This window comes from Luteimonas huabeiensis HB2 (assembly GCF_000559025.1).
Taxonomy (GTDB): domain Bacteria; phylum Pseudomonadota; class Gammaproteobacteria; order Xanthomonadales; family Xanthomonadaceae; genus Luteimonas; species Luteimonas huabeiensis.
Map to the genome: position 1 here is coordinate 68014 of NZ_JAAN01000026.1, position 23719 is coordinate 91732.

Here is a 23719-nt window from a genome sequence, read left to right on the forward strand (position 1 = left end):
TGTCGCCGGTCGCGGACGCCCCGCTCAGGGCTTGGGGATGCGCAGGGTCTTGCTGATCATCAGCGTCCCGGAGACGGCGAACATCAGCACCAGCGGGTGCAGCTGCCAGGGCCCGAGCTGCCACTGGCCGAACCAGACCGCCTCGCCGATGCGGCCCTGCCAGGCCGCCGCCGCCAGCACCACCACCAGCAGCAGGCTGGTCGGGATCGGCGTGCCCTCGAAGTACTTCACCTTGCCCTCGTCGCCCGAGAGCTGCTCGGCGGTGACGTTGTAGCGCGCCAGGCGGCTGACGCCGCAGCCGACGAAGTAGCTCAGCACGATCCAGTCCCAGCCGCCCTGCAGGCCGCAGGCATAGGCGAGCGCCGCCGGGGCGACGCCGAAGGAGATCACGTCGGCGAGCGAATCCAGCTCGCGGCCGAGGGTGGAGGCCACCTTGCGCCAGCGCGCGATGCGCCCGTCCAGCGCGTCGAAGACGAACGCCAGCGGGATCAACGCCATGCCGATCATCAGGTCGCGCACCACCCCGTCCTGCAGGAAGCGCATCGCCGCGAAGATCGCCCCGGTGCCGCAGAACGCGTTGGCGAGGGTGAACCAGTCGGCGAGCTGGAACTCGCGCAGCATCGAGAAGTGGCGTGAGCGTGGCATCGCGTGGGGTCCTGATCGGGAGCCCGCAGCCTGCCAGAACGGACGTGAAGCGCGCCAGGGCGGCGGCGGCCGTGCGCGGATCGTTCGGTGGCTGGCGACGGCCGCCGCGGCGCCGCCGGATGCGGCCGCGGCTACGGCCGCGGCAGCGCCAGGGCGGCGGCGTCGAGCGCTGCGCCCGGCCGCGCCTGGATCACCGCGTCGGCGGGCAGCGCGCCCTCGCCGTCCAGGTGCGCGGCGACGCGATCGAGCGCCGCGTGCACGTAGGGCAGCAGCGGTACGTAGCGCGCGCCGTAGTCGGGCAGCGCGAGGAAGCCGTCGAAATGCTGCGCATGGCGCACCTGCCACAGGCGCACGTCGCGCCCGGCGGCGCGCGCGGCGGCCTGGTAGGGCGCGCTGGTGAAGGCCAGCGGGATCAGCCCGTCGTCCAGTCCGTGGACGATCACCACCGGCAGGCCCGCCCGCGGCGGCCCGACGACCAGCTCGGCGACGCCGGCGCGCACCCGGCGCGCGTCCTCGCCCTGCCCGGTCCACAGCGCCCGCAGGCACTGCAGGCCGGCCAGGGTCGGGTCCGGCGGCGCGAGGCCGGGATCGACCAGGCCGACGCCCGCGCCGGGCGGGATGCCGCCGGCATCGCTCCACCACGCCGCGCGCTCGGCCGGGGTCGCCGCGCGCGGCGAGAAATCGGGGTTCTGCGCCGAGAACGCGAACCCGCAGGGGTGGGCGCCGGCCGGGTAGCGGCCGTAGGCCGAGGCGTAGGTCGCGGCGACCGCACGGAACAGGTCGAAGTCTACCGACAGCGCGCCGGCGCGGATCGCCGCCTCGCTCCAGCCGCCCTCGCGCAGGCGCGCATGGGCCGAGCGCGCCTGCGCGGCGGGATCCTCGCCCTCGATCAGGCCGGCGGCGCGCAGCGCGGCGCAGCGCGGGCCGCGCTGGCCGTCGGCGAGCGCCGACAGCGGCGAGCGCGGCGGCGCGTCCACGTCGGCGATCGCGCAGGGCATCAGCAGCGCGGCCTCGGTGGTGTAGTCGTACAGCGCGCGCGCGCCGGGCGCGTCCACGTGGATGCTGGGCTCGCCGGCCACCACCGCGTCCAGCCAGTCGCCGTGCTCGGCCGCGCGCAGCACCGCGCCGCCGCCGTTGGAGATGCCCACCGCGATGACGCGGGTGTTGTCGAAGGTGAAGGGCGCGGCATCGGGCAGCGCCTCGTTCAAGGTCGCCAGCGCGAACTCGCCGGCCTGGCGCAGGTGGCGGCCCCAGTCGGCTTCCGGGTTGTCCTGCGAGTGCGCATGCTTGAACGCCACGCCGTGGTCCGGCGCTCCCGGGCCCGGATCGAACGCCAGCGTCTCGCCGCGCGCGGCCACGCGACCGTCGATGCCGATCCCGAGGCCGGCATCGAGGTCGAAGTAGTCGCTGCCGGCGCCCTTGTCGGTATAGGCCACCGCGCAGCCGCGCGGCAGGCCCCAGGCCCCGGCCACGGCGATCGCGCCGTAGATGCCGCGCGAGCCCGACGACGCCGCCACCACCACGCAGCGGCGCGCCGCGTCGAAGGCATCCGGCAGCTGCAGCATCACCCGGTGCGGCTGGCGCGCGCCCGGCAGCGTGGCGAGGGCATGGAACTCGCGCCCCGGCACCGCGGCCGGATCGCCGTAGAGGCGGCCGTAGGCGCCGTGCGGGCGCAGGTCGGCGATCCCGCGCCAACTACTCCACAGCGCGCGCCGCCGCAGCTCGGCGGCGGTCGGCGCGGCCGGGTCGGCGAAGGCGGGCGCCGCGGCGGCGCGCAGGCCGTCCAGCCCCAGCCCGCCGGTGAGCAGGTCGTCGCCGTCGCGGTGCGTGCTGCTGTAGGGGGCCTGGAACACGGCGGGCTCCGCGGTGGACGACGACGATGCGCTGGCGCAGGCCGACAGCAGCAGCGCGCCGGCGCAGCCCAGGGCCAGGAAGGCGGGATTCGGGTTCATGCCCGCAACTTAGCAGCGCCCCGCCCCGCGGGCATCGTACTTTGGTACCAGAAGCGGGGCCCCGCCCGCGGCCTACAATCGCCCGCATGCCGACGCTGCTGATCGCCGACGACCACCCGCTGTTCCGCGCCGCGCTGCGCGGCGCCGCCGACGAGGCCGCCGACGACATCCGCACCTGCGAGGCCGGCACGCTCGACGATGCCCTCGCCATGCTGGAGGCGCGCCCCGAGATCGACCTGGTGCTGCTGGACCTGCACATGCCCGGCAACCACGGCCTGGCCGGGCTGGCGGCGATCCGCGCGCAGTTCCCGGCGGTGGCGGTGGCGCTGGTCTCGGCCAACGAGGACCCGCAGATCGTGCGCCGCGCGCTGGACCACGGCGCGGCCGCCTACATCCCCAAGAGCGCCGGGCTGGACGAGATGCGCGACGCCATCCGCGCGGTGCTCGACTGCGAGCAGTGGCTGCCGCCGGCGCTGCGCGGGGCGGTGGCGCGCGCCGAGTCCGCGCCCGGCGACGCCGACCTGGCCGCGCGCCTGGCGAGCCTGACCCCGCAGCAGTTCCGGGTGCTGGCCCTGGTGGCCGAGGGCCTGCTCAACAAGCAGATCGCCGACCGCCTGGAGGTGCAGGAACGCACGGTGAAGGCGCACCTGTCGGCGATCTTCGAGAAACTGGGCGCGCGCAACCGCACCCAGGCCGGGGTGATCCTGCGCGGGCTGGAGATCAGCGACCCGGCGCGCCGGGTGGAGGCTTGACGACAGGTTCCGCAGGTCGGCGACCGCGGCCATGCTAGGTTGCCCCTGGTAGACCCGCGCCGGGCCGGGCTGGCCGTGCCGGCCGCGACGTCGCCCACCTCAGGAGGACACAGGATGCGCGCCCCCTACCCGACCAACTCGCTGCGCTGGCTCGCCGCCGCCTGTCTGGCCGCGCTGCCGGCGCTGGCCGCCTGCCAGAGCGCGCCCGCCGGACGGCTGCAACTGCCTCCGCCCCAATCCTCCGACCCGCCGCTGAACCCGAATCCGACCGATGTGATCCGGGTCTACGGGCGGGCGCCGGAGTCGCTGGAGTTCTGGCTGCAGATCGCTTTCCAGGCCAGGAGTTCCGACAGCGACTGCATCATCGAAAAGCCGTTCTGGGAAGGCGGCGGGCAGAAAGGCTGGGGCTACGACATCCATCCGGTGCGCGAAGGCGAGCGCTGGCACGCGGACATCGTGGCGGACCGCTACCTCCCGGGGCATTGCCAGTGGGACATCGACGCGGGCGCGACCATGATCGTGCGGCCCACCGGCAGCGAGCGCGTCGTTTTAGTGGCGCCGCTGGGCGACTTGCGCGCTTACGAAACGCCTCCCGACGACGCCTGGCGCTGCACCGAGCGTCACCGCCACTTCGACTGCAATGAGGAGGCCCGACGACAGCAGTTCGAGGCGTCGATGGATCCGGCGATTCCCGTGCAGATCCTGTGCAAGCGTAACCCCCCGGAGGGGCGTCGTTTCGGCGAGCTGCCCTTTGTCTGCAACGAGCCACGCCTTCGGAATGGCGCCAAGGTCGTCCACAGGCTGCGTCCTGGCCAGCGCGAGGTGCGCATCGACCTCTACGACCTCGATCGCGAGACGCCGCCCGCGCCCGCGAAAATGGATTCCAATCCGCAAGGAGCGCCACGATGAGCGAATCCAGGATTCCTCCACCGCCTGCGGAGTTTTCGCGCGGCATCGATTACCGGCAGGAATTGCTGCTGGCGCGTTTGAGCCGGGCGAGTTATCTGGATGAGGCGGCGGTCACCAGGGACAGAACCCATCCCGACCACGCGTTGTTCGACCAGCAGGCACAGGCATCCTGGACCGTCGGTCTGCACGAAAACCACAACGCCACCACCGGCTTCGTCGCCTACGCCTTCGTCAACGAAGCCGAACAGCGGGTGGTGATCGCCGTCCGCGGCAGCGACAATGCCGCCGACTGGCGCGGCCCCAACGCGGCGCTGGCGCGCGACGGCGAGCTGCTGGAGCTGGCCAACCTGCCGGCGCCGGCCACCGCGCGCACCCGCGCGCAGATGGCCGCGGTGCAGGAGGCGCTGCTGCCGGGCGAGGCCTGGGACCCGCAGTTTAAGCAGGCGCTGGAGTTCGCCCGCACCGTGCGCGACCACTACGGCGCGCAGGGCTATCGCATCGAGACCGCCGGCCATTCGCTGGGCGGGGCGCACGCGCAACTGATCAGCCACACCTTCGGCTGGCCGGGGCGCTCGTTCGATGCGCCCGGCGCGGCCAACATCGTCGAATCCGACGGCTATCGGCAATGGCTGGCCGAGCATGGACACGAACCGATGCGCACGCCGGCCTTCCGCAACCAGGTCGGGCTCGACTCCGGATTCCTGAACTACGCGGTCAACAACAGCGCGGTATCGCGGAAGACGGGGCCGCACCTGGGCGACGTGCAGTCGATCTCCAGCCTGGAAGGGCGGGAGGGCTTCGCCTCGCACGGCCGCTACGCGCTCGGGATCGCCAGCGGTGGGCTGCAGAACACGCCGCTGCTGGGGCAGGTGCTGAAGGCCAGCGGCGCGGGACGGCTGGCGACGACGATGGAACACGGTGCCCACGTGGGCCATCACGGCGTGGACGCGGCGGACCGGCACGCGATGGACCGCATCGTGAAGGTGTTCGAGGAAGCGGTGCGGCGGCAGGACCGCGGCGACCGGCAGCCGCTGCCGATCTTCGGCGAACAACGCGAGCGCGCCGACCTGCCGCTGGCCCGCACCGAGGCGGCGCTGGGCATGCCGGGCGCGGAGGATGCGCTGCGGCGCCAGCGACAGGCCACCCGCGCCCTGCTGGACGGCGCCGGCGGCGACGCGCTGGGCCGGTTCCTGGATACGGTGAAGCGCGACGACAGCGTGGCCTGTCGCGACGCCGCGCGGGCGCTGGCCGAGACCCCGGAAGCGCAGGCGTGGCTGCAGGCCGGCTACGACCGCCTGCAGGCGATCGAGCGCGCCCGCGATGCGCTGGCGCCGGAACAGGCGCCGCAGCAGCACGCCCGCGCCCCGGAGGAACAGGGCTTGGTCAGATGAGCGCACGTACGACCGGCCGGCGCCTTGGTGAACGGGCCAGGTGCGCGGACACGGAGCGCGTCGCCGCTCGGGCGGAAAACCACCGCCGGCACCGCGACCTTTGCGACGAAGAGCGCGAGCGGGCCCGCGCGGGCGGGACGGGACGGCCGCCCCGCGCGATCGGGCCGCGCCGCGATCGGCCGCGTCAGCAGCGCGTGCAGGACCAGGACTGCATGCGGCCGTCGCGATACGGCATGACCATGTGGAAGGCGCGCGGGTCGGCGTCGAACACCAGTGGCACGAAGTGGCGGTCGCCCTCCCACATCGGCAGCTCGAGCACGCGGTCCACGTCCACCCATTCCAGCGCGCCCTCGGCGTTGGCCGTCAGCGGGGTGCCGCGGTAGCGGGTCACCAGGAACACGAAGCCGAACCAGTCCTCGCCCTGCTTGCCGAAGCCGGGCCAGCTGATGGTGCCGCGCAGCTTGAGTTCCTCGCAGTCGATGCCGGCCTCCTCGCGGATCTCGCGGCGCATGCCGGCGACGATGTCCTCGTCGGGCTCCAGCTTGCCGCCCAGGCCGTTGTACTTGCCCAGGTGCTGGTCGTCGGCGCGCGCGTTGCGGTGGATGAGCAGCACGCGCCGGCGGTCGGGCGAGAGCACGTAGCCGAGCGTGGCGAGGATCGGGGCGTAGGGCATCGGACGGGTCTGCAGGCGCGAAGCCGCGCATCTTAGCCGGCCGCCGCGCCGGAGGGGCCGCCGCCGGCGGCTCAGCGCGCGCGCATCGCGCGCAGGCGGTCGAGGGTGGACTTCAGCGCCAGCGGCCGCACCGGCTTCTGCAGCAGGCCCAGGCCGTGCTCGGCGGCGTCGCGGCGCACCGCGTCGGTGGCGTCGGCGCTGAGGATCAGGGTCGGCCGCGCGGGGTGGCGCTCGGCGAGCCGGCGCGCCAGCGCCACGCCGTTGTCGCCATCGTCGAGGTGGTAGTCGAACAGCCACAGATCCGCGGGCCGTGCCGCCAGCGCGGCCTGCGCCGCGTCGCCGCCGGCGACCGCATCGACGCTGCAGCCCCAGCCTTCGAGCAGCCGCCGCAGCGCGTCCAGCGCCTCCGGCTCGTTGTCCACCAGCAGCACGTGGGCGCCGGCGAGCCCCGCGCGCGCCGCGACGGGCCCGTCGCCGGCGCGCCCGGCCGTGCGCGCGAGTTCCAGCGCGAACACGGTGCCGCGGCCGGGGCGGCTGCGCAGGGTCAGCGGCGCGTCCAGCAGGCGCGCGATGCGATCGGCGATGGCCAGGCCCAGGCCGAGCCCCTGCCCCGGGCTGCCCTCGCCGCGGCGGAATTCCTCGAAGATCGCCGCGCGCTGTTCGGGCGGGATGCCCGGACCGGTGTCGTGCACCTCCACGCGCAGGCCTCGGCCGGTGCGGCGCACGCCGAGCAGGATGCGGCCGCTGGCGGTATAGCGCACCGCGTTGGCGAGGAAGTTCTGCAGCACCCGGCGCAGCAGCTGCGGATCGCTGCGCACCCAGGCGCGGGTCGGCACCGCGTCGAGCCGCAGCCCGCGCGCGGCGGCCAGCGCGCGGAACTCGGCCGCCAGCGGCTCGAGCACGTCGGCCAGCGGGAACTCGCGCGGCTGCGGCGCCAGTCCGCCCGCCTCCAGCCGCGCCAGGTCGAACAGGCCGTTGAGCAGGTCGGTGGTGGCGTCCAGCGCGCCGCGCAGCTGGCCCAGCAGCGGCGCCGCGGCCTCCGGCAGTTGCGGGCGCAGGGCGTCGGTAAACAGCTGCGCGGCATGCAGCGGCTGCAGCAGGTCGTGGCCGACGGCGGCGAGGAAGCGGCTCTTGGCCTCGTTGGCGCGCTCGGCCTCGCGCCGCGCCTGGTCGAGGCTGCGCGTGCGCTCCTCCACGCGCTGCTCCAGGGTCTCGTTGGACAGCCGCAGCGCGCGCTCGGTGCTGCGGAACGCGGTGACGTCGGTGAAGGTGGCGACGAAGCCGCCGCCGGGCATGGGGTTGCCGCGGATCTCGATGATCGCCCCGCCCGGGAACCGCCGCTCGGCCACGTAGGGGGTGCCGGCGCGCATGTGGCCGATGCGCTTGTCCACCTCCGCCGCCACCGCGACCGCGCCGATCAGGCCGCGATCGAGGTTGTGGCGGACCAGCTCGGCCACCGGCACGCCGACCTTCAGCAGCGCCGGGGGGTAGCCGAACAGCTCGGCGTAGCGCGCGTTCCAGGCCACCAGCCGCAGTTCGGCATCGACCACGCTGATGCCCTGGCTCATGTTCTCCAGCGCCGCCTCCAGCACGCGCTGGTTGAAGCGCAGATCCTGCGAGGCCTCGCCGACGATCGCCGCGACCGTGTCGAGATCGGGGCCGGCGTCGCGCCGCGCGGCGTCGAGCAGCAGCCGCGCCGAGGCGCTGCCCAGCACCGCGGCCAGTTCGCGTTCCAGCCGCGCCTCGATGTCCGCCGGCACCGGCCCGCTGCGCGGGGCGTCGCGCAGCACCGCCTCGACCAGCCCCGCCGGCAGGAAGCGACGGCCCGCGCTGCGCAGAGCCTGCAGGCCGGCCGCGCGCGCGGGCCCGCTGCGCTCGCCGCGGTCGAACGCCGCCGCCAGCAGGGTGACGGCGGTACCGACGAACAGCGTCGCCCCGAACGCGCGGCCCAGCGGGCTCCAGCCGGTCAGCCCGAACAGCCCGTCCGGCGTCGCCCAGGCCGGCAGCGCATCGAACGCGGTGTTCGCCAGCACCGCCGGGGCCAGCATCGTCCACGCCCAGGCCGCGAACGCGGCGACCACGCCGGCGGTGGCCGCGCGCGGCGGCGTCTGCGGGCGCCAGATCGCGAAGCCCAGCGCCGGCGCCAGCGTGGCCAAGGCGGAGAACGAGATCGCGCCGATGTCGGCCAGCGCGCTGCTGTCGCCGACCACGCGCCCGTACAGCCAGGCCAGCAGCATGATCGCGACGATGCCGGCCCGGCGCAGCATCAGCACGTCGCGGCGGCGGTCGCCGCCCTCCGCGCGCGACCACGCACCGCGCAGCAGGCCCGGCGCGAACCAGTGGTTGCCGATCATCAGGCTGAGCGTGAGCGTGCTGACCACCACCATGCCGGTCGAGGCGCTGAGGCCGCCGAGGAAGGCGAACAGCGCCACGCCCTCGCGCCCCTGCGACAGCGGCAGCGCCAGCGCGTACATGTCCGAAGGCACGCGCTCGCCGAGCAGGGCCATGCCGGCGTGCGCCAGCGGCAGGCCCGGCACCGCGATCAGCAGCAGGTACAGCGGGAACTGCCAGCGCGCCGCGCGCACGTCGCGCTCGTCGCGGCATTCCACCACCGCCACGTGGAACTGGTGCGGCAGGATGAACATCGCCAGCGCACCCAGGAACACCAGCGGCAGGAAGCCGCCCAGATCCTGCGCCGGCGGGGTCGGCACGCTCGCCGGCATCTTCGCGGCGAGCTGCCAGACGAACAGGCCCAGCACCAGCATCGCCGCCAGCTTGAACAGCGATTCGAAGGCCATCGCCAGCACCAGGCCACGGTTGTGCTCGGCGGCGCTGGCGCGGCGGGTGCCGAACAGCATGGTGAACAGCGCCATCGCCAGCGCCACGTAGAGGCCGATGTCGCGCCAGGGCGGAATGTCGGCCAGGTCCAGGTAGGCGGCGCCGGTGAACGTGGAATAGCTCATCGCCACCGCCTTGAGCTGCAGCGCGATGTAGGGGATCAGCCCGAGCGCGGCCACCAGGGTGACGGTGGCGGCCAGCCACGGGTCCTTGCCGAGCCGGGTGGCGACGAGGTCGGCCAGCGAGGTGGCGTTGCTCTCGCGCGCCAGCCGCACCAGCCGCACCATGAAGCCGTAGGCCAGCACGTAGAACACGATCGCGCCGAGGAAGGTCGGCGGCAGCGGCCAGCCGTAGCGCGCGGCCTGGGTGACGGTGCCGTAGAAGGTCCACGAGGTGCAGTGGACCGCCAGCGACAGCGCGTACACGTGCCGCCAGCGCCGCGCGAACAGCTGCGGGCGGCGCTCGCCGTAGACCCCGGCGGCGAACATCAGCCCCAGCCACAGGGCCGCGGCCAGCAGCACGGCGCCGACGCTCAGCACGGGGCCGGCCCGGACCCGGGGTCGAGTGGAACGGATCGGGCCGGGCGCTCGCGCATCGCGCGCGAGCATAGCGCAGCGCCGGGCGCCGCCGGCCCGGCCGACGGCGCGGGGGTGGAACAGGCCCCGAGCGACGCGGGGATTCGCCGACCGCCGCAAGGCGGGTGAGCCATACGCCGGGACCGCCACCACGATGGCGGCGGAAGCGCGAAAAGCGCTGGCATGGGGCGCTTGGAGACCTGAAGTATCGGGCGACGAACCCGGCTGCGGACGCTTGCGGCAAGAGCCGCTGCGCCCGGGGGCGGCGCGCCGCTGTTCGGACGAACTTGCACGGCACTCGATGTGTCCATTAAAGTGGACACATGGCGACGATCCGCACCACCGAGATCTTCGACAGATGGTTCGACGGATTGCGCGATCGTGCAGCGAGGATGCGCATCGCTGCCCGGATTCGTCGGCTGTCGGAAGGCAACCCGGGTCAGCACCGCAACCTGACCACTGGGGTGACGGAGATGAAGATCGACTATGGGCCGGGCTATCGCGTGTACTTCGTCACCCGGGCCGGCGTGACCTACCTGCTGCTGTGCGGGGGCGACAAGAGTACGCAACAACACGACATCGAGACGGCATTGGAGCTGGCCGGCCGGCTGTGACCCCAGCGGACCGTCCTCCCAGCACGGCAAATCCTGGAGAAGGCGCATGAGTGCCAAGATCAAGACCCGCGAGTGGGATTCGGTTGAGTACCTCCGCAACGAAGAGGATATCCGCCTCTATCTCGAGGCTGCGATGGAGGAAGCGCCCGACGATGCCGCCTACATGGCCGCTGTGCTGGGCGATGTCGCGCGCGCCCGCAACATCGCCGAGCTGGCCCGCACGACAGGCATTGCCCGCGAGACGCTTTACAAGACACTGCGCGGCGAAGGCAATCCCACCTTGGCGACCATCAGCAAGCTGGCCAACGCACTCGGATTCCGGCTGGGATTGATTCCCATGCCCTCCAAGGCCCCGACGCCCAAGCGGCCCCGCACCCGTGCCCAAGCTGCCAAGGCTCCGGCGAAATCCGCGAAACCGACGAAACCCCGGAAGGTGGCGTAGTTCCGAAAGCCTGCCCATCACGCGCGCCCCCGACGCGCCTGGATGCGCGCGGATGCGCGCGGATGCGCGCGAGTCTGCTTGCGCCGACAGGCTCCGCGTGCACTCCTTGAATCTTGCCGCCACGGCCTCGAGGACGAGGCGCTCGGAGTACGTCGCTGCAATCTCGGAATGGCTTGCCTGCCCGCCGTCCATTGCCGACAGACGGTCCGCGGCCGGGCCGGGGCCGGATCGCCGCCGGCGCGATCCCGTGAGCCGGCGGCGGACGCGTCCTCAGAAGAAGTTGTAGCGCGCCGAGACGTACCAGTTGCGCGGCCAGCCGTAGTAGGCGGTCTGGATGTTGCCGACGCTGGCGAATTCCTGGCCCTCGACCATGTAGGTCTTGTCGGTCAGGTTGCGCACGCCGGCGCGCAGCTGCCAGCGCAGTTGCGGCGAATCCCACACGCCGAACAGGCCGACCAGGGCGTAGGCGTCCTGCGAGAGATTGTCGCGGTTGTCGACCGAGAGCCAGGTGCGGCTGCGGTACGAGACGTCGCCGCCCAGCGACAGCGTGGCGCCGTTGGGCAGCGCGAAGGCGTGCTGCAGGGCCAGGCGCGCGGTCCATTCCGGCGAGAACGGCACGTGGTCGTGGTTCACGCTGGGGTCGTAGCCGGGATAGGCCGGATCGAGGCGGAAGTCGTCGAAGCGCTTGTACTGGGCGTCCAGCCAGCCCAGCTGGCCGCTGAGGGTGGTGGCCTCGCCCAGCAGCGCCACGCCCTCCAGCTCGATGCCCTTGATCTCCAGCTCGGCGGCGTTGAGCACCGGGAAGGTGCCCACGTCCTGCGAGACCCGGGCCTGGAAGTCGCTGTATTCGCTCCAGAACGCCGCCGCGCTGCCGCGCAGGCGGTTGTCGGCGCTGCTGCCCTTCAGGCCCGCCTCGTAGGTCCACACGAACTCCGGATCGAAGTCCGGGGCGGCCGCTTCCGCGGCGCTGTTGGCGCGGCCGTTGAAGCCACCCGACTTGAAGCCGCGGTTGGCCGAGACGTAGCCCATGAGATTGTCGGAGAACGCCTTCTGCAGGCTCACCGAGGGCGTCCACGCGGTCCAGCTCTTGCGGGCGCTGAAGCCGACGGTCTCGTTGGTGGCCTCGAACGGCGCGCCCCAGAAGGTGCTGGTGCTGCGGTCGTAGTCCTTGCTGTCGCGGGTCCAGCGCAGGCCGGCGGCCAGGGTCCAGCTGGGCGCGAATTGCCAGTTGGCGTGCGCGAACGCGGCCACGCTCTCGGTGGAGAGGTCGTCGCCGATGGTGCGCAGGAACGCGATCGGCACCCCGCCCAGCGCGAACAGGTCGTCGGCGTAGGCTTCCTGGTAGGAGGGCACGTTCTCCTTCATGTAGTAGGCGCCGAAGGTCGCCTGCAGGTTGGAACCGTTGTCGTAGAGCAGCTGCAGCTCCTGGCTCACCTGGTCCTGGTCGAGCGCGACCAGCACGTCGCCCAGCTCGTACTCCGAGGCGTCGATGTCGACGAAGGACCGCGTTTCCAGCTCGCGGTAGCCGGTGATGCTGCGCAGCACCCAGGCCGGGTCGAGGTCCCACTCCATCGACAGCGACACGCCGGAGTGCTTCAGTTCCTGCCCCTGGTCCGGCCGGAACGAGGTGCGCGCGGTGAAGTCGAACTCGCCGGTGGGCGCGGGCAGCAGCACTACCGGGCCGAGCAGCAGGTCGGTCCGGCGCAGCGGCGCGGTCGGGCGGCCCATCGACAGCGCGGCGTCCTGCCGGGTGTGGTCGAGCGAGAGCGTGGCGCGGAACGCGTCGCTGGGCCGGAACGCCAGCTTGGCGCGCACCGCGCGGGTGTCGTCGTCGTTGTAGTGGCGGCCGCTGTCGCGGTCGCGGACGAAGCCGTCGTGGTTGAGCCAAGCGCCGGCGATGCTGGCGGCGACGGTGTCGCTGAGCTGGCCGGAGGCGTAGAAGCGCGCCTCGGCGCGGCCGTGGTCGCCGCCGGTCAGCTCGACCGCGCCGCCGGTGTCGTCGAACGGGTTCTTGGTGGCGACCTTGATCGCGCCGCCGGTGGAGTTCTTGCCGTACAGCGTGCCCTGCGGCCCGCGCAGCACTTCCACCTGCTGCACGTCGAACAGCGAGAACAGCGCGCCGTTGATGCGCGAGTAGTAGATGTCGTCGACGTACATGCCCACGCCGGGGTCGAAGGTCTGCAGCGCGTCCGGCTGGCCGATGCCGCGGATGAACACGTTGACGCTGTTGGCCGAGCCGCGGCCCTGGACGATGTTCATGTTCGGCACCGCGCCCTGCAGGCCGTCGATGTTGCTGGCCTGCAGGTCCTTGAGCTGTTCCTCGCCGAAGGCGCTGACCGCCACCGGCACGTCCTGCAGCGACTCGGTCCTGCGGCGCGCGGTCACGGTGATGCTGTCGAGCGTGGTCGCGTCCGTGCGCTGGCCGGCGGCCGGCGCGGCCGGCTCCTGGGCATTGGCGGCGAGCGTCGAAAGGCCGAACGCGATCGCCAGGCCGAGCGTGCTGTATTTCATGGTCCCCTCCCGAGGGCTTGCGCGAAGGGCGCGCCGGCGCGGCGCGTCCCGGCCCGGAGCCCCGGCGGAGGCCGTCGTCGCGACGCGCCTGCCGCCCTGACGCCCCGGGCCACGACGGCAAGCCTAGGTTCGGGCCTGCGGGCGCGGCACTGTACCTTCGGACAATGGGGCCGGCGCGCGCGCGTGCCGACACTGGCGGCCGCCGCTTCCGTCCGGACCCGCCCATGTCCCTGCTGATCGTGCTCGCCGCGCTGAGCTTCCTGATGCTGGTCGCCTACCGCGGCTACAGCGTCATCCTGTTCGCGCCGATCGCCGCGCTGGGCGCCGTGCTGCTGACCGATCCGTCGCTGGTCGCGCCGATGTTCACCGGACTGTTCATGGACAAGATGGTCGGCTTCCTCAAGCTGTACTTCCCGGTCTTCGTGCTGGGCGCGGTGTTCGGCAAGCTGATCGAGATCTCGGGCTTCTCCAAGGCGATCGTGGCCGCCGCCATCCGCGTGGTCGGCCCGCAGCGGGCGATGCTGGCGATCGTGCTGGTGTGCGCGCTGCTGACCTACGGCGGGGTGTCGCTGTTCGTGGTGGTGTTCGCGGTGTACCCGTTCGGCGCGGAACTGTTCCGCCAGGGCGGCATCCCCAAGCGCCTGCTGCCGGGCACCATCGCGCTGGGCGCGTTCACCTTCACCATGGACGCGCTGCCGGGCACGCCGCAGATCCAGAACATCATCCCCACCGCGTTCTTCGGCACCAACGGCTGGGCGGCGCCGGTGCTGGGCACGCTGGGCGGGGTGTTCATCCTGTGCGTGGGCCTGCTCTACCTCAACTGGCGCCGACGCGCCGCCGAGCGCGCGGGCGAGGGCTATGGCGACCCCGAATCGCTGCGCAACGAGCCCGCGCCGTTCGAGGGCAGCCGCCTGGCGCATCCGCTGGTGGCGGTACTGCCGCTGCTGCTGGTCGGCGTGTCCAACATCGCCTTCACCCTGATGATCCCGCAGTTCTACGGGCCCACCCACAGCTTCGTGCCCTCGGTGGTCGGCGACCCGGCGCCGGTGGTGCAGCAGGTGCCGCAGCTCACCGCGATCTGGGCCGTGCAGGGCGCGCTGCTGGTCGGCATCCTCAGCGTGATCGCCTTCGCCTGGAAGCCGGTGCTGGCGAGCTTCGCCGAAGGCTCCAGGACCGCGATCTCCGGCGCCCTGCTGGCCTCGATGAACACCGCGTCCGAGTACGGCTTCGGCGCGGTGATCGCCGCCCTGCCCGGCTTCCTGGTGGTGGCCAACGCGCTCGGCGCGATCCCCGATCCGCTGATCAACGAGGCGATCACGGTCACCGCCCTGGCGGGCATCACCGGCTCGGCCTCCGGCGGCATGAGCATCGCGCTGGGCGCGATGGCCGAGACCTTCATCGCCAACGCCGAGGCCGCCGGCATCCCGATGGAGGTGCTGCACCGGGTCGCCTCGATGGCCTCCGGCGGCATGGACACCCTGCCCCACAACGGCGCGGTCATCACCCTGCTCGCGGTCACCGGCCTGACCCATCGCCAGGCCTACAAGGACATCTTCGCCATCACCCTGATCAAGACCGCGGCGGTGTTCTTCATCATCGGCCTGTTCTACGCCACTGGGCTGGTCTGAACGGCGGCAAGCGCGGCGGGACGCCCGGTCGCCGCCGCCCCGGACCGCCCCGGTCCGGTTGCCGGTAAGATGCGCTACCGCGACCGCCCGGCGGCCAAGGACCGCAGTCCGCGCACGTGAGCCCACGGATCTCCCCCGCCCCGCCGCTGCCGCTGCGCATCCTCGGCACCGGCTGCCATCATCCGGCCGCGCGCATTCCCTCGACCACGTTCGACGCCCGCTGGCAGCGCGCCGCCGGCGCCACCTTCGCCGCGACCGGGGTGCGCGAGCGCGGCGTCGCCGCCGCGGACGAGACGGCGTCGTGGATGGCGGCCGAGGCGGCCCGCGCCGCGCTGGGCGCGGCCGGACTCGCGGCGACCGACCTGGACGCGATCGTCTCGGCGTGCAGCGTCATGGAACAGCCGATTCCCTGCCAGGCGGCGCTGGTGCAGCGCGCGCTGGGGCTGGAACGCTCCGGCATCCCCGCGTTCGACGTCAACGCCACCTGCCTGAGCTTCCTGGTCGCGCTGGAGCTGGCGGCGACGTCGATCGCCTGCGGCCGCCACCGCCGGGTCCTGGTGGTCGCCAGCGAAGTGCCGTCGCGCGGCCTGCGCCCGGACGACGCGGACACCGCGGCGCTGTTCGGCGACGGCGCGGCGGCGGCGGTGCTCGGCGCCGACGAGGGCGGCGGCGCATCGGCGCTGCTGTCCTCGCGCATGGCCACCTACGCGGCCGGCGCCGACCTGTGCCGCCTCCGCGGCGGCGGCACCCGCCTGCCGCCGGCCGCCATCGGCGACGACGACCGCCACGCGACCTGCTTCGAGATGGACGGCCCGGCGATCTACCGGGCGGCGGCGCGCCACCTCCCGCGGTTCTTCGCCTCCCTGCTGGCCGATGCCGGCGCCGACGTCGCGGACCTCGCCTGCATCGTGCCCCACCAGGCCTCCGGCGGCGGGCTGGACCACATGGCCCGGACCCTGCGACTGCCGCCCGGGCGGGTGATGCGGATCCTCGACGGGCACGGCAACCAGGTGGCCGCCTCGATCCCGCACGCGCTGCACCACGCCATCGCGCAAGGCCGGCTGCGGCGCGGCGAGCTGTGCCTGCTGCTCGGCACCGGCGCCGGCCTGTCGCTGGGCGGCGCGGTGCTCAGGTACTGACGTGCGGGTCCGGCTGGAACTGCTCAGGGTCGGCCACTGCCGCCACTGCGAACGGATCGCGCACCGCGGCGGCCGCTGGCGCAGCGTCGAGTTCCCGGCCTTCTGCGCGTTGATCCTGCACCCGCGCGAGGGCGCGATCCTCTACGACACCGGCTACGCGCCGCGCTTCCTCGACGCCACCACACCGTGGCCCGAACGCCTGTACCGCTGGGCCACGCCGCCGCATCTCGACGCCGACGAGCGGCTCGAGGCGCAGCTGGCCGCGCGTGGCCTGCGCCCGTCCGACATCCGCTGGTGCCTGATCTCGCACTTCCATGCCGACCACATCGCCGGCCTGCGCGACCTGCCCGCCGCGCGCTTCGTCTGCATGCGCGAGGACCATGCCGCGCTGCGCGCCGCCTCGCGCCTGCGCGCCGTGCGCAACGGCTGGCTGCAGGCGCTGCTGCCCGACGACTTCGAGGCGCGGCTGCGGTTCGCCGACGACCTGCGCCGGGTCGCACCGCCGCCGGCGTGGCGGGCGCTCGGCGACGACGGCCACGACCTGTTCGGCGACGGCAGCCTGGTCGCCGTGCCGCTGCCGGGGCACGCGCCGCGGCAGATGGGCCTGCGCCTCACCGACCAGCACGACCGCGAGGTGCTGTTGTGCGCGGACGCCTGCTGGTCGCGGCGGGCCTGGCGCGACCGCGCGCTGCCGGCCTGGCCCGCGCGGCTGGCAATGCACGACTGGCCGACCTACGTCGCCACCATCGACCGGCTGCGCGCGCTGGCGAAGGCCACGCCGGAGCTGGCCATCGTGCCCTCGCACTGCACCGAAAGCGTGGCCGCCTACCGCGCCGCCGCGGAGGCGACGTGAGGATCCTCGTCACCGGCGCCTCGGGATTCGTCGGCGGCGCCTTCCTGCGCCGCCATGCCGGCGATCCCGCGCTGTCGCTGTTCGGCACCGGTCGCCGCGCCACCGACCTCCCGAACTACGCGCGGCACGACCTCGCCGCCGGCCCGCCGCGGCTGCCGTTCGCCCCCGACGTGGTGATCCACTGCGCGGCGCGTTCCTCGCCCTGGGGCTCGCGCGCCGAATACGAGGCGCAGAACGTGCTCGCCACCCGCAACGTGATCGAGTTCTGTCGCCGCAACGGCCATCCCCGGCTGGTCTACCTGTCGTCGAGCTCGGTGTTCTACCGCGAGGCGCACCAGTACGGCCTGCGCGAGGACAGCCCCATCGGCCCGCGCTTCGTGAACACCTATGCCGAGACCAAGTACGCCGGCGAACTGCTGCTGCGCGACTACCCCGGCGAAACCGTGGTCGTGCGGCCGCGGGCGGTGTTCGGCGCCGGCGACACGGTGCTGTTCCCGCGCATCCTGGAAGCGGCGCGCAAGCGCGCGCTGCCGCGGTTCGTCGGCCAGGACCGCCCCGTGATCGGCGACCTGATCCAGATCGACACCCTGGCGGACTACCTCTTGCGGGTCGCGACGATGCCGCGTCCGGCGCCCGCCTACAACCTCACCAATGCGCAGCCGGTGGACCTGCAGCGGATGCTGCGGGAGGTGCTGCAGGCGCTGGACCTGCCCCTGCCCACGCGGCGGGTGCGCATCGGCACGGCGCTCGCCGCGGCCAGCGCGACCGAATGGGCCTGGCGCCTCCTGCGGCTGCGCGGAGAACCGCCGCTGACCCGCTTCGGCGTCGGCGTGTTCGCCTATTCCAAGACCTTCGATCCGGCCCTGATGCTGCGCGACCTGGGGCCGCCGAGCGTGTCGCTGGACGAAGGCATCGCCGGTTTCGTCGCCTGGCAGAAGGCGCAATGGGCACGCTGAGCGCGATCGCGGCGCTCGCCGCGGCCTATGTGGCGCTGCTGGGCGCGCGCGTGCGGCTGGCGGGGCGCGTGCTGCGGCGCCAGCGCCGCGATGCCGGCAAGGCGCGGTTCGCGATCGCCGAGGTCGCCGTACTCCAGCCCATCCTGTCCGGGGACCCGCGGCTGGCCGGGGTGCTGGAGGACGCCCTGCGCGCCCTGCCCGACGCGCGCTTCCACTGGCTGGTGGATGCCGACGACGCCGAGGCCCGGCGCATCGTCGAAGAGCTGCGGCGGCGCCATCCGGGGGCCCGGGCGTGCGAGCACGTGAATCCGCCGCCGCCCGATGGCGCCAACCCAAAGACCTTCAAGCTCGACCGCGCGCTGGCGCGGCTGCAGGAACCCGTCTGCCTGGTGCTGGACGACGACGCGCGGCTGTCCGCCCCGGCGCTGTCGGTCCTGCTCGCGGCGCTGGATTCGTCCGACCTCGCGACCGCGCTGCCGCAGCACCGCGACGCGGAGCGGCTGCCCGGGCGCCTGCTCGCGCAGTTCGTCAACGACAACGCGGCGCTGACCTACCTGGCGCCGCTGGCGTTCGCGCCGCCGCTGTCGATCAACGGCATGTGCTATGCGATGCGCACCGCCAGGCTGCGCGAGATCGGCGGCTTCGCGCCGCTGCTTGCCGCGCTCGCCGACGACCTCGCCCTCGCCGACCGCCTGCGCCGCCACGGCGGCACCATCGCTCAGACCGCCGCCGCGGTGGAGGTGCAGACCAGCATCGTCGGCCTCGCCCACTACGTCCGCCAGATGCACCGCTGGATGCTGTTCGCCACGCTGCTGCTGCGCCGCCAGCCGCCGCGCTGGAAGTTCGCGATCCTGGTGCTGCAGGGCTTGCCGCCGGCGCTGCTGTGGGCGCTGCTGCTGGCCGTCGCCCTGCATCCTTCCGGCGCCGCCTTCGGCCTCCTCGCGCTCACGCTGGCGGCCCGCGCCGGACTGCTGGCGGCGGCGCGGCGCGGCGCGTGCGTCGCGGCGCGGCCGCATCCGCTGCTGTCGGTGCTCTCGGAGCTGCTGCAGCCGCTGCACCTGCTGCACGCGACCATCGTGCGCACGGTCCGCTGGCGCAGCCGCCGCTATCGCGTGCACGACGACGGACGCTTCGATGCGGCCTGACGACGCCGGGACCGCGCTGCAGATCGCCTTCATGACCGGGCGGAGCGATCCCGCGCGCTGCGGGCTGAGCCCCCAGCAGTCGGCGTTCCTGGCCGCGCTGGGCGGACCGGGGCGGCGCCTGCATCGGCTGAACTTCCCCTACCTCGCCGCGCTGGACGGCCATCGTCCGGTCGCCCTGCCGCTGGCGGCCTGGCGCAACGCATGGCAGTACCTGTCCTCGCGGCGGCCGGCGTTCGCGCGCCGGCACCGCGACGCGGTCCTGCGGATGCTCGACGAAGCGCCGCACACCGTCCTGCTCGCCGGCAGCTGCGGCCTGGAGCTGCTCGCCAACCTGCGCCTGCCGCCGGCGTATTCGCGGCGGCTGAGCGTGTTCGCCTATGGCCCGGTGGCGCGCGGGGCCCCGGACTGCCGCCGCCTGCTGTGCGTGCGCGGGCGGCGCGACGGCATTTCCCTGCGCGGGTTCCGCGGCCGGGCCGAAACGGTGGAGGGCGGCCACATGGATTACCTGCGATCGGACGAAGTGCGGGCGCTGTGCGAGCGTTTCGTCCAGCGGGTCGCCGACGCGGAGGCGACGTGCGCATCGACCTGATCGCGCCGCCCTACAGCGGCCACCTGCACCCGATCCTGGCCATGGCGCTGGAGCTGGCGCCGACGCACCGGGTCCGCGTGCTCAGCACCCCCGCGGGCGCGGCGGAAGCCGCGGCCTGCGGCCTGCCGGCGCGGGCGCTGCTGGACGCCGACGCCGACCGCGAGCTGCGCCGGATCTCCGATCCGCGGCACGCCGTCGGCAGCCATCCTGTGCACATGCTGAGGCAGCTGCGCGCCGCGCTGGCGGTGATGGCGCGCTTGCGCGACGCGCTGGAGGCGACCTATGCGCACGCGCGCCCCGGGCTGGTGATCGCCGATTTCACGGTGCCCGTCGCCGGCGCGGTCGCCTCCCGGCTGGGCGTGCCGTGGTGGACCAGCCTGCCTTCGCCCTGCGTGATCGAGACGCCCGACGGGCCGCCCGCCTACCTGGGCGGCCTGCGTCCCGCCGACGGCCCGCTGTCGCACGCGCGCGACGCCGCCGCCCGCGCGCTGGTGCGCGCGTTCAAGCGCACGCTGCACCGCAGCCATCGCGCGCGCATGCGCGCCCTGGGCTTCCCCGCCCTCTACCGCGCCGACGGCAGCGAGGCGGCGTATTCGCCGCAACGCATCCTCGCGCTCGGCCTGCCGTCGCTGGAGTTTCCGCGGCGCTGGCCGGACGCGGTCCGCTTCGTCGGCCCGCGGCTGCCGCCCGCCGGGCGGCGCACCCCATGGCTGCCGGAACGCCCCGCGCCGCGCTTCCGCGCCGGCCGGCGACACGTGCTGGTGACGCTGGGCACCCACCTGGGCTGGGCCAAGGACGCGCTCGACCGGCGGCTGCGCGACCTCGCGACGGCGATGCCGGACGTCGAGATCCATTTCAGCGACGGCGACGCGCAGGCGCAGCACCACGGGCAAGCCGGCAACTACCAGCGCCTGGCCTACGTGGACTACGCGCAGTGGCTCGGGCGCTACGACCTGGTCGTCCATCACGGCGGCGCGGGGATCATGTACCAGTGCATCGCCACCGCCCGGCCGGCGATCGTGATGCCGCAGGACTACGACCAGTTCGACCATGCCGCGCGGCTGGACGCCGCCGGCGCGGCGATCCGGCTGCGCCGCGCCGATGGACTCGGCGAGGCGATCCGCGACGCCCTCGACGCACCGGACCGGTTCCGGGCCCTGCCGGCGCTCCAGGCCGAACTGCAGCGGCTCCTCGCCGCGAATCCGCTGGCCGGCATGGTCGATGCCGCGTTCGCGCGCGGGGAGTGATCTCGCCCGGTGCCGAGCCGTGGCATCGGCGCGCGGCTTTCGGGCACGACGCCGCCGGTGCCCGCTTCCAGGCGCGGGACGCCGGAACGAAAAACGGGCCGCGCAGGGCGGCCCGTTCCGGTCGTGGAGGCAGATACGCCGGACGGCGGTCAGTCCTCCAGGACGCCCTCGCCCTCGGCCACGGCCTTGATCGACAGGCGGATGCGGCCCTGCTTGTCGACCTCCAGCACCTTGACCTTGACCAGGTCGCCTTCCTTCAGCTTGTCGCCGACCTTCTCCACGCGCTCGCTGGAGATCTGCGAGACGTGCACCAGGCCGTCCTTGCCGGGCAGGATGGTGACGAAGGCGCCGAAGTCCATGATCTTGACGACCTTGCCCTCGTAGATGCGGCCCGGCTCGACGTCGGAGGTGATCTGCTCGATGCGCGCCTTCGCCGCCTGGGCGGCCGCGGCGTTGACCGAGGCGATGACGATGGTGCCGTCGTCCTGGATGTCGATCTGGGTGCCGGTCTCCTTGGTGATCGCCTGGATGGTCGAGCCGCCCTTGCCGATCACTTCGCGGATCTTGTCGGGGTGGATCTTCATCGTCAGCAGGCGCGGCGCGTACTCCGACAGCTCGGCGCGCGGCGCGGTCAGCGCCTTGGCCATCTCGCGCAGGATGTGCAGGCGGCCTTCTTTCGCCTGCGCCAGCGCCACCTTCATGATCTCCTCGGTGATGCCCTGGATCTTGATGTCCATCTGCAGGGCGGAGATGCCCTTCTCGGTGCCGGCGACCTTGAAGTCCATGTCGCCCAGGTGGTCCTCGTCGCCGAGGATGTCCGACAGCACCACGTACTCGTCGCCTTCCTTGATCAGGCCCATCGCGATGCCCGCGACCGGCGCCTTCAGCGGCACGCCGGCGTCCATCAGCGCCAGCGAGGAGCCGCAGACCGAGGCCATCGACGAGGAGCCGTTGGACTCGGTGATCTCGGAGACCACGCGGATCGTGTACGGGAATTCCTCCATGCTCGGCATCACCGCCAGCACGCCGCGCTTGGCCAGGCGACCGTGGCCGATCTCGCGGCGCTTCGGGCCCATCATGCGGCCGGCCTCGCCCACCGAGTAGGGCGGGAAGTTGTAGTGGAACAGGAAGTGTTCCTTGTACTCGCCCGAGACCGCGTCGATGACCTGGCCGTCGCGGGCGGTGCCCAGCGTGGTGACCACGATGGCCTGGGTCTCGCCGCGGGTGAACAGCGCCGAGCCGTGCACGCGGGGCAGCACGCCGACCTTGGCGGTGATCGGGCGGATGTCGGCCAGGCCGCGGCCGTCGATGCGCTTCTTGGTCTTGAGGACCGAGCTGCGCATCGTCTGGTATTCCTGCTCGCCGAACTCCTTGGTCATCTCGGCCGGGTGCCAGCCGTGGGTCTCGGTCTTGGGCGCCAGCGCCTCGAGGACTTCCTTGCGCAGCTTGGAGATGGCGTCGCGGCGGTCGAGCTTGTCGAGGATCTGGAACGACTGCGACAGGCGGTCGCCGATGCTGCTGACCAGCTCGCCGATCAGCGACTCGTTCTTCGCCGGCGGCTCCCAGCTCCACTTCGGCTTGCCGGCCTCGGCGACCAGCTCGTTGATGGCGTCGATCGCGACCTGCATCTGCTTGTGGCCGAACATCACCGCGCCGAGCATCACGTCCTCGGACAGCTCGTTGGCCTCGGACTCCACCATCAGCACCGCCTGCGCGGTGCCGGCCACGACCAGCTCGAGGTCGGAATCCTGCAGCTCGGAGGTGGTCGGGTTCAGCAGGTACTGGCCGTTCTTGTAGCCGACCTTGGCGGCGCCGATCGGGCCCTGGAAGGGCGCGCCGGTGAGCGCGACCGCGGCGGAGGCGCCGATCAGCGCCGGGATGTCGCCGTCGACCTCGGGGTTGAGGGACATCACCGTGGCGATGATCTGCACCTCGTTCTTGAACTCTTCCGGAAACAGCGGCCGGATCGGCCGGTCGATCAGGCGCGAGGTCAGCGTTTCCTTCTCGGTGGCGCGGCCTTCGCGCTTGAAGAAGCCGCCCGGGATGCGGCCGCCGGCGTAGAACTTCTCCTGGTAGTCGACGGTCAGCGGGAAGAAGTCCTGCCCTTCGCGCTGGGTCTTCGCCGCCACGGCGGTGACCAGCACCACGGTCCCGTCCACCGAGACCATGACCGCGCCGCCGGCCTGGCGGGCGATTTCGCCGGTCTCGAGGGTGAAGGTGCGATCGCCGTACTGGAAGCTCTTGGTAACTTTTGCCACGTTGGATGTCCTTGATGACTCTTGACTTCGATGAACCGGCCGGTGCCCTTGCCCCGGCCGGGCGACCGCCACGCGGCGGCCCTGGAGGATGACGCCGGGGTGCGCCTCGTGCGCGCCACGGCGGTTACTGCTGGCTTCGGCCCGTCGCATCCTGCAGCCGGCGCTGGCCGGAAGGCAAAAACAAACCGCGGCGCATCGCTGCGCCGCGGTGGGAGTCGGGTTACCGACGCAGACCGAGTTTCTCGATCAGGGCCTTGTAGCGTTCCGCATCCTTGCGATGCAGGTAGTCCAGCAGGCTGCGGCGGCGGTTGACCATCTTCAGCAGGCCGCGCCGGCTGTGGTGGTCCTTCTTGTGGGTCTTGAAGTGCTCGGTCAGGTGCACGATGCGCGCGGTCAGCAGCGCGACCTGGACCTCGGGGGAGCCGGTGTCGCCCTCGCCCCGCTTGTGTTCGTTGATGATGGTGCCGGTATCGATGGACATGGATGCCTCGTCAGTCGCGAAGCCCGCAGAAGACGCGCCGCCCTCCGGCCGGAAGGAACGGTCGACGCACCGCCAGGGCCCGCCATGGATGGAACGATGGGAAGAAACGCGGATGCTTGAA

The 23719-nt window shown here is 73.0% G+C and carries 19 protein-coding genes; 12 read left to right on the plus strand and 7 right to left on the minus strand.

The window, feature by feature from the left end:
* Nucleotides 1-24: 24 nt before the first annotated feature.
* Nucleotides 25-645, minus strand: coding sequence for a CDP-alcohol phosphatidyltransferase family protein (locus Z164_RS0111135; RefSeq protein ID WP_024890776.1), 621 nt, complete (start codon nt 643-645; stop codon nt 25-27).
* Nucleotides 646-776: 131 nt separating this feature from the next.
* Nucleotides 777-2597, minus strand: coding sequence for a 3-hydroxybutyrate oligomer hydrolase family protein (locus tag Z164_RS0111140; protein WP_024890777.1), 1821 nt, complete (start codon nt 2595-2597; stop codon nt 777-779).
* 86 nt (nt 2598-2683) lie between these two features.
* On the opposite strand from Z164_RS0111140, the gene Z164_RS0111145 reads away from it, so the two are divergent.
* From Z164_RS0111145 to Z164_RS0111155, 3 genes are all read left to right on the plus strand, one after another.
* Nucleotides 2684-3349: a response regulator transcription factor gene (locus tag Z164_RS0111145; RefSeq protein WP_024890778.1), complete on the plus strand. Its 666-nt coding sequence runs from the start codon at nt 2684-2686 to the stop codon at nt 3347-3349.
* 114 nt (nt 3350-3463) lie between these two features.
* Nucleotides 3464-4258, plus strand: a complete 795-nt coding sequence (locus tag Z164_RS0111150; protein WP_024890779.1) for a hypothetical protein — start codon at nt 3464-3466, stop codon at nt 4256-4258.
* Nucleotides 4255-5649, plus strand: a complete 1395-nt coding sequence (locus Z164_RS0111155) for an alpha/beta hydrolase family protein (RefSeq protein WP_152540925.1) — start codon at nt 4255-4257, stop codon at nt 5647-5649. Before Z164_RS0111150 ends, Z164_RS0111155 begins: the two co-directional genes overlap by 4 nt.
* Nucleotides 5650-5833: 184 nt before the next feature.
* On the opposite strand, the gene Z164_RS0111160 is transcribed toward Z164_RS0111155, so the two are convergent.
* Complete coding sequence (locus tag Z164_RS0111160) at nt 5834-6322, minus strand: NUDIX hydrolase (RefSeq protein ID WP_024890781.1); 489 nt, start codon at nt 6320-6322, stop codon at nt 5834-5836.
* Between the two features lie 71 nt (nt 6323-6393).
* Complete coding sequence (locus tag Z164_RS0111165; protein WP_024890782.1) at nt 6394-9699, minus strand: hybrid sensor histidine kinase/response regulator; 3306 nt, start codon at nt 9697-9699, stop codon at nt 6394-6396.
* 359 nt (nt 9700-10058) lie between these two features.
* Here Z164_RS0111165 and Z164_RS0111170 point away from each other — a divergent pair, with 359 nt between their 5' ends.
* Both Z164_RS0111170 and Z164_RS20425 read left to right on the plus strand, forming a co-directional pair.
* Complete coding sequence (locus Z164_RS0111170) at nt 10059-10349, plus strand: type II toxin-antitoxin system RelE/ParE family toxin (protein ID WP_024890783.1); 291 nt, start codon at nt 10059-10061, stop codon at nt 10347-10349.
* 46 nt (nt 10350-10395) lie between these two features.
* Nucleotides 10396-10791, plus strand: coding sequence for an addiction module antidote protein (locus Z164_RS20425; protein WP_024890784.1), 396 nt, complete (start codon nt 10396-10398; stop codon nt 10789-10791).
* A gap of 270 nt (nt 10792-11061) precedes the next feature.
* Here Z164_RS20425 and Z164_RS0111180 read toward each other — a convergent pair whose 3' ends face one another.
* Nucleotides 11062-13302, minus strand: coding sequence for a TonB-dependent receptor (locus tag Z164_RS0111180; RefSeq protein WP_024890785.1), 2241 nt, complete (start codon nt 13300-13302; stop codon nt 11062-11064).
* Nucleotides 13303-13526: 224 nt separating this feature from the next.
* Here Z164_RS0111180 and Z164_RS0111185 point away from each other — a divergent pair, with 224 nt between their 5' ends.
* From Z164_RS0111185 to Z164_RS0111215, 7 genes are all read left to right on the plus strand, one after another.
* On the plus strand, nt 13527-14930 hold the full coding sequence (locus Z164_RS0111185; protein ID WP_024890786.1) for a GntP family permease: 1404 nt from the start codon (nt 13527-13529) through the stop codon (nt 14928-14930).
* 116 nt (nt 14931-15046) lie between these two features.
* A complete protein-coding gene (locus Z164_RS0111190; protein WP_236621792.1) occupies nt 15047-16069 on the plus strand; it encodes a 3-oxoacyl-[acyl-carrier-protein] synthase III C-terminal domain-containing protein in 1023 nt (340 codons plus the stop codon).
* Nucleotide 16070: 1 nt separating this feature from the next.
* A complete protein-coding gene (locus Z164_RS0111195; RefSeq protein WP_024890788.1) occupies nt 16071-16922 on the plus strand; it encodes an MBL fold metallo-hydrolase in 852 nt (283 codons plus the stop codon).
* Nucleotides 16919-17878 carry an NAD-dependent epimerase/dehydratase family protein gene (locus tag Z164_RS0111200; RefSeq protein ID WP_024890789.1) on the plus strand — a complete coding sequence of 320 codons (960 nt, stop codon included), beginning with the start codon at nt 16919-16921 and terminating at the stop codon, nt 17876-17878. The genes Z164_RS0111195 and Z164_RS0111200 overlap by 4 nt, the downstream gene beginning before the upstream one ends.
* Nucleotides 17866-19023, plus strand: coding sequence for a glycosyltransferase (locus Z164_RS0111205; RefSeq protein ID WP_024890790.1), 1158 nt, complete (start codon nt 17866-17868; stop codon nt 19021-19023). The genes Z164_RS0111200 and Z164_RS0111205 overlap by 13 nt, the downstream gene beginning before the upstream one ends.
* Nucleotides 19013-19612: a hypothetical protein gene (locus Z164_RS0111210; protein WP_024890791.1), complete on the plus strand. Its 600-nt coding sequence runs from the start codon at nt 19013-19015 to the stop codon at nt 19610-19612. Before Z164_RS0111205 ends, Z164_RS0111210 begins: the two co-directional genes overlap by 11 nt.
* 41 nt (nt 19613-19653) lie before the next feature.
* The gene (locus Z164_RS0111215; protein WP_201769596.1) at nt 19654-20859 is read left to right on the plus strand and encodes a glycosyltransferase; all 1206 of its coding nucleotides are present in this window, start codon (nt 19654-19656) and stop codon (nt 20857-20859) included.
* A gap of 149 nt (nt 20860-21008) precedes the next feature.
* Here the strand turns inward: Z164_RS0111215 and pnp are convergent, their stop codons facing one another.
* Both pnp and rpsO read right to left on the minus strand, forming a co-directional pair.
* Nucleotides 21009-23117 carry a polyribonucleotide nucleotidyltransferase gene (gene pnp / locus Z164_RS0111220; protein ID WP_024890793.1) on the minus strand — a complete coding sequence of 703 codons (2109 nt, stop codon included), beginning with the start codon at nt 23115-23117 and terminating at the stop codon, nt 21009-21011.
* A gap of 220 nt (nt 23118-23337) precedes the next feature.
* On the minus strand, nt 23338-23598 hold the full coding sequence (gene rpsO, locus Z164_RS0111225) for a 30S ribosomal protein S15 (RefSeq protein ID WP_024890794.1): 261 nt from the start codon (nt 23596-23598) through the stop codon (nt 23338-23340).
* Between the last annotated feature and the right edge of the window lie 121 nt (nt 23599-23719).

Bases quoted from the DNA above. Each gene is read 5' to 3' on its own strand.
- Z164_RS0111135 (WP_024890776.1), bottom strand. From the start codon at position 645: ATGCCACGCTCACGCCACTTCTCGATGCTGCGCGAGTTCCAGCTCGCC.
- Z164_RS0111140 (WP_024890777.1), bottom strand. From the start codon at position 2,597: ATGAACCCGAATCCCGCCTTCCTGGCCCTGGGCTGCGCCGGCGCGCTG.
- Z164_RS0111145 (WP_024890778.1), top strand. From the start codon at position 2,684: ATGCCGACGCTGCTGATCGCCGACGACCACCCGCTGTTCCGCGCCGCG.
- Z164_RS0111150 (WP_024890779.1), top strand. From the start codon at position 3,464: ATGCGCGCCCCCTACCCGACCAACTCGCTGCGCTGGCTCGCCGCCGCC.
- Z164_RS0111155 (WP_152540925.1), top strand. From the start codon at position 4,255: ATGAGCGAATCCAGGATTCCTCCACCGCCTGCGGAGTTTTCGCGCGGC.
- Z164_RS0111160 (WP_024890781.1), bottom strand. From the start codon at position 6,322: ATGCCCTACGCCCCGATCCTCGCCACGCTCGGCTACGTGCTCTCGCCC.
- Z164_RS0111170 (WP_024890783.1), top strand. From the start codon at position 10,059: ATGGCGACGATCCGCACCACCGAGATCTTCGACAGATGGTTCGACGGA.
- Z164_RS20425 (WP_024890784.1), top strand. From the start codon at position 10,396: ATGAGTGCCAAGATCAAGACCCGCGAGTGGGATTCGGTTGAGTACCTC.
- Z164_RS0111180 (WP_024890785.1), bottom strand. From the start codon at position 13,302: ATGAAATACAGCACGCTCGGCCTGGCGATCGCGTTCGGCCTTTCGACG.
- Z164_RS0111185 (WP_024890786.1), top strand. From the start codon at position 13,527: ATGTCCCTGCTGATCGTGCTCGCCGCGCTGAGCTTCCTGATGCTGGTC.
- Z164_RS0111205 (WP_024890790.1), top strand. From the start codon at position 17,866: ATGGGCACGCTGAGCGCGATCGCGGCGCTCGCCGCGGCCTATGTGGCG.
- Z164_RS0111210 (WP_024890791.1), top strand. From the start codon at position 19,013: ATGCGGCCTGACGACGCCGGGACCGCGCTGCAGATCGCCTTCATGACC.
- Z164_RS0111215 (WP_201769596.1), top strand. From the start codon at position 19,654: ATGGCGCTGGAGCTGGCGCCGACGCACCGGGTCCGCGTGCTCAGCACC.
- rpsO (WP_024890794.1), bottom strand. From the start codon at position 23,598: ATGTCCATCGATACCGGCACCATCATCAACGAACACAAGCGGGGCGAG.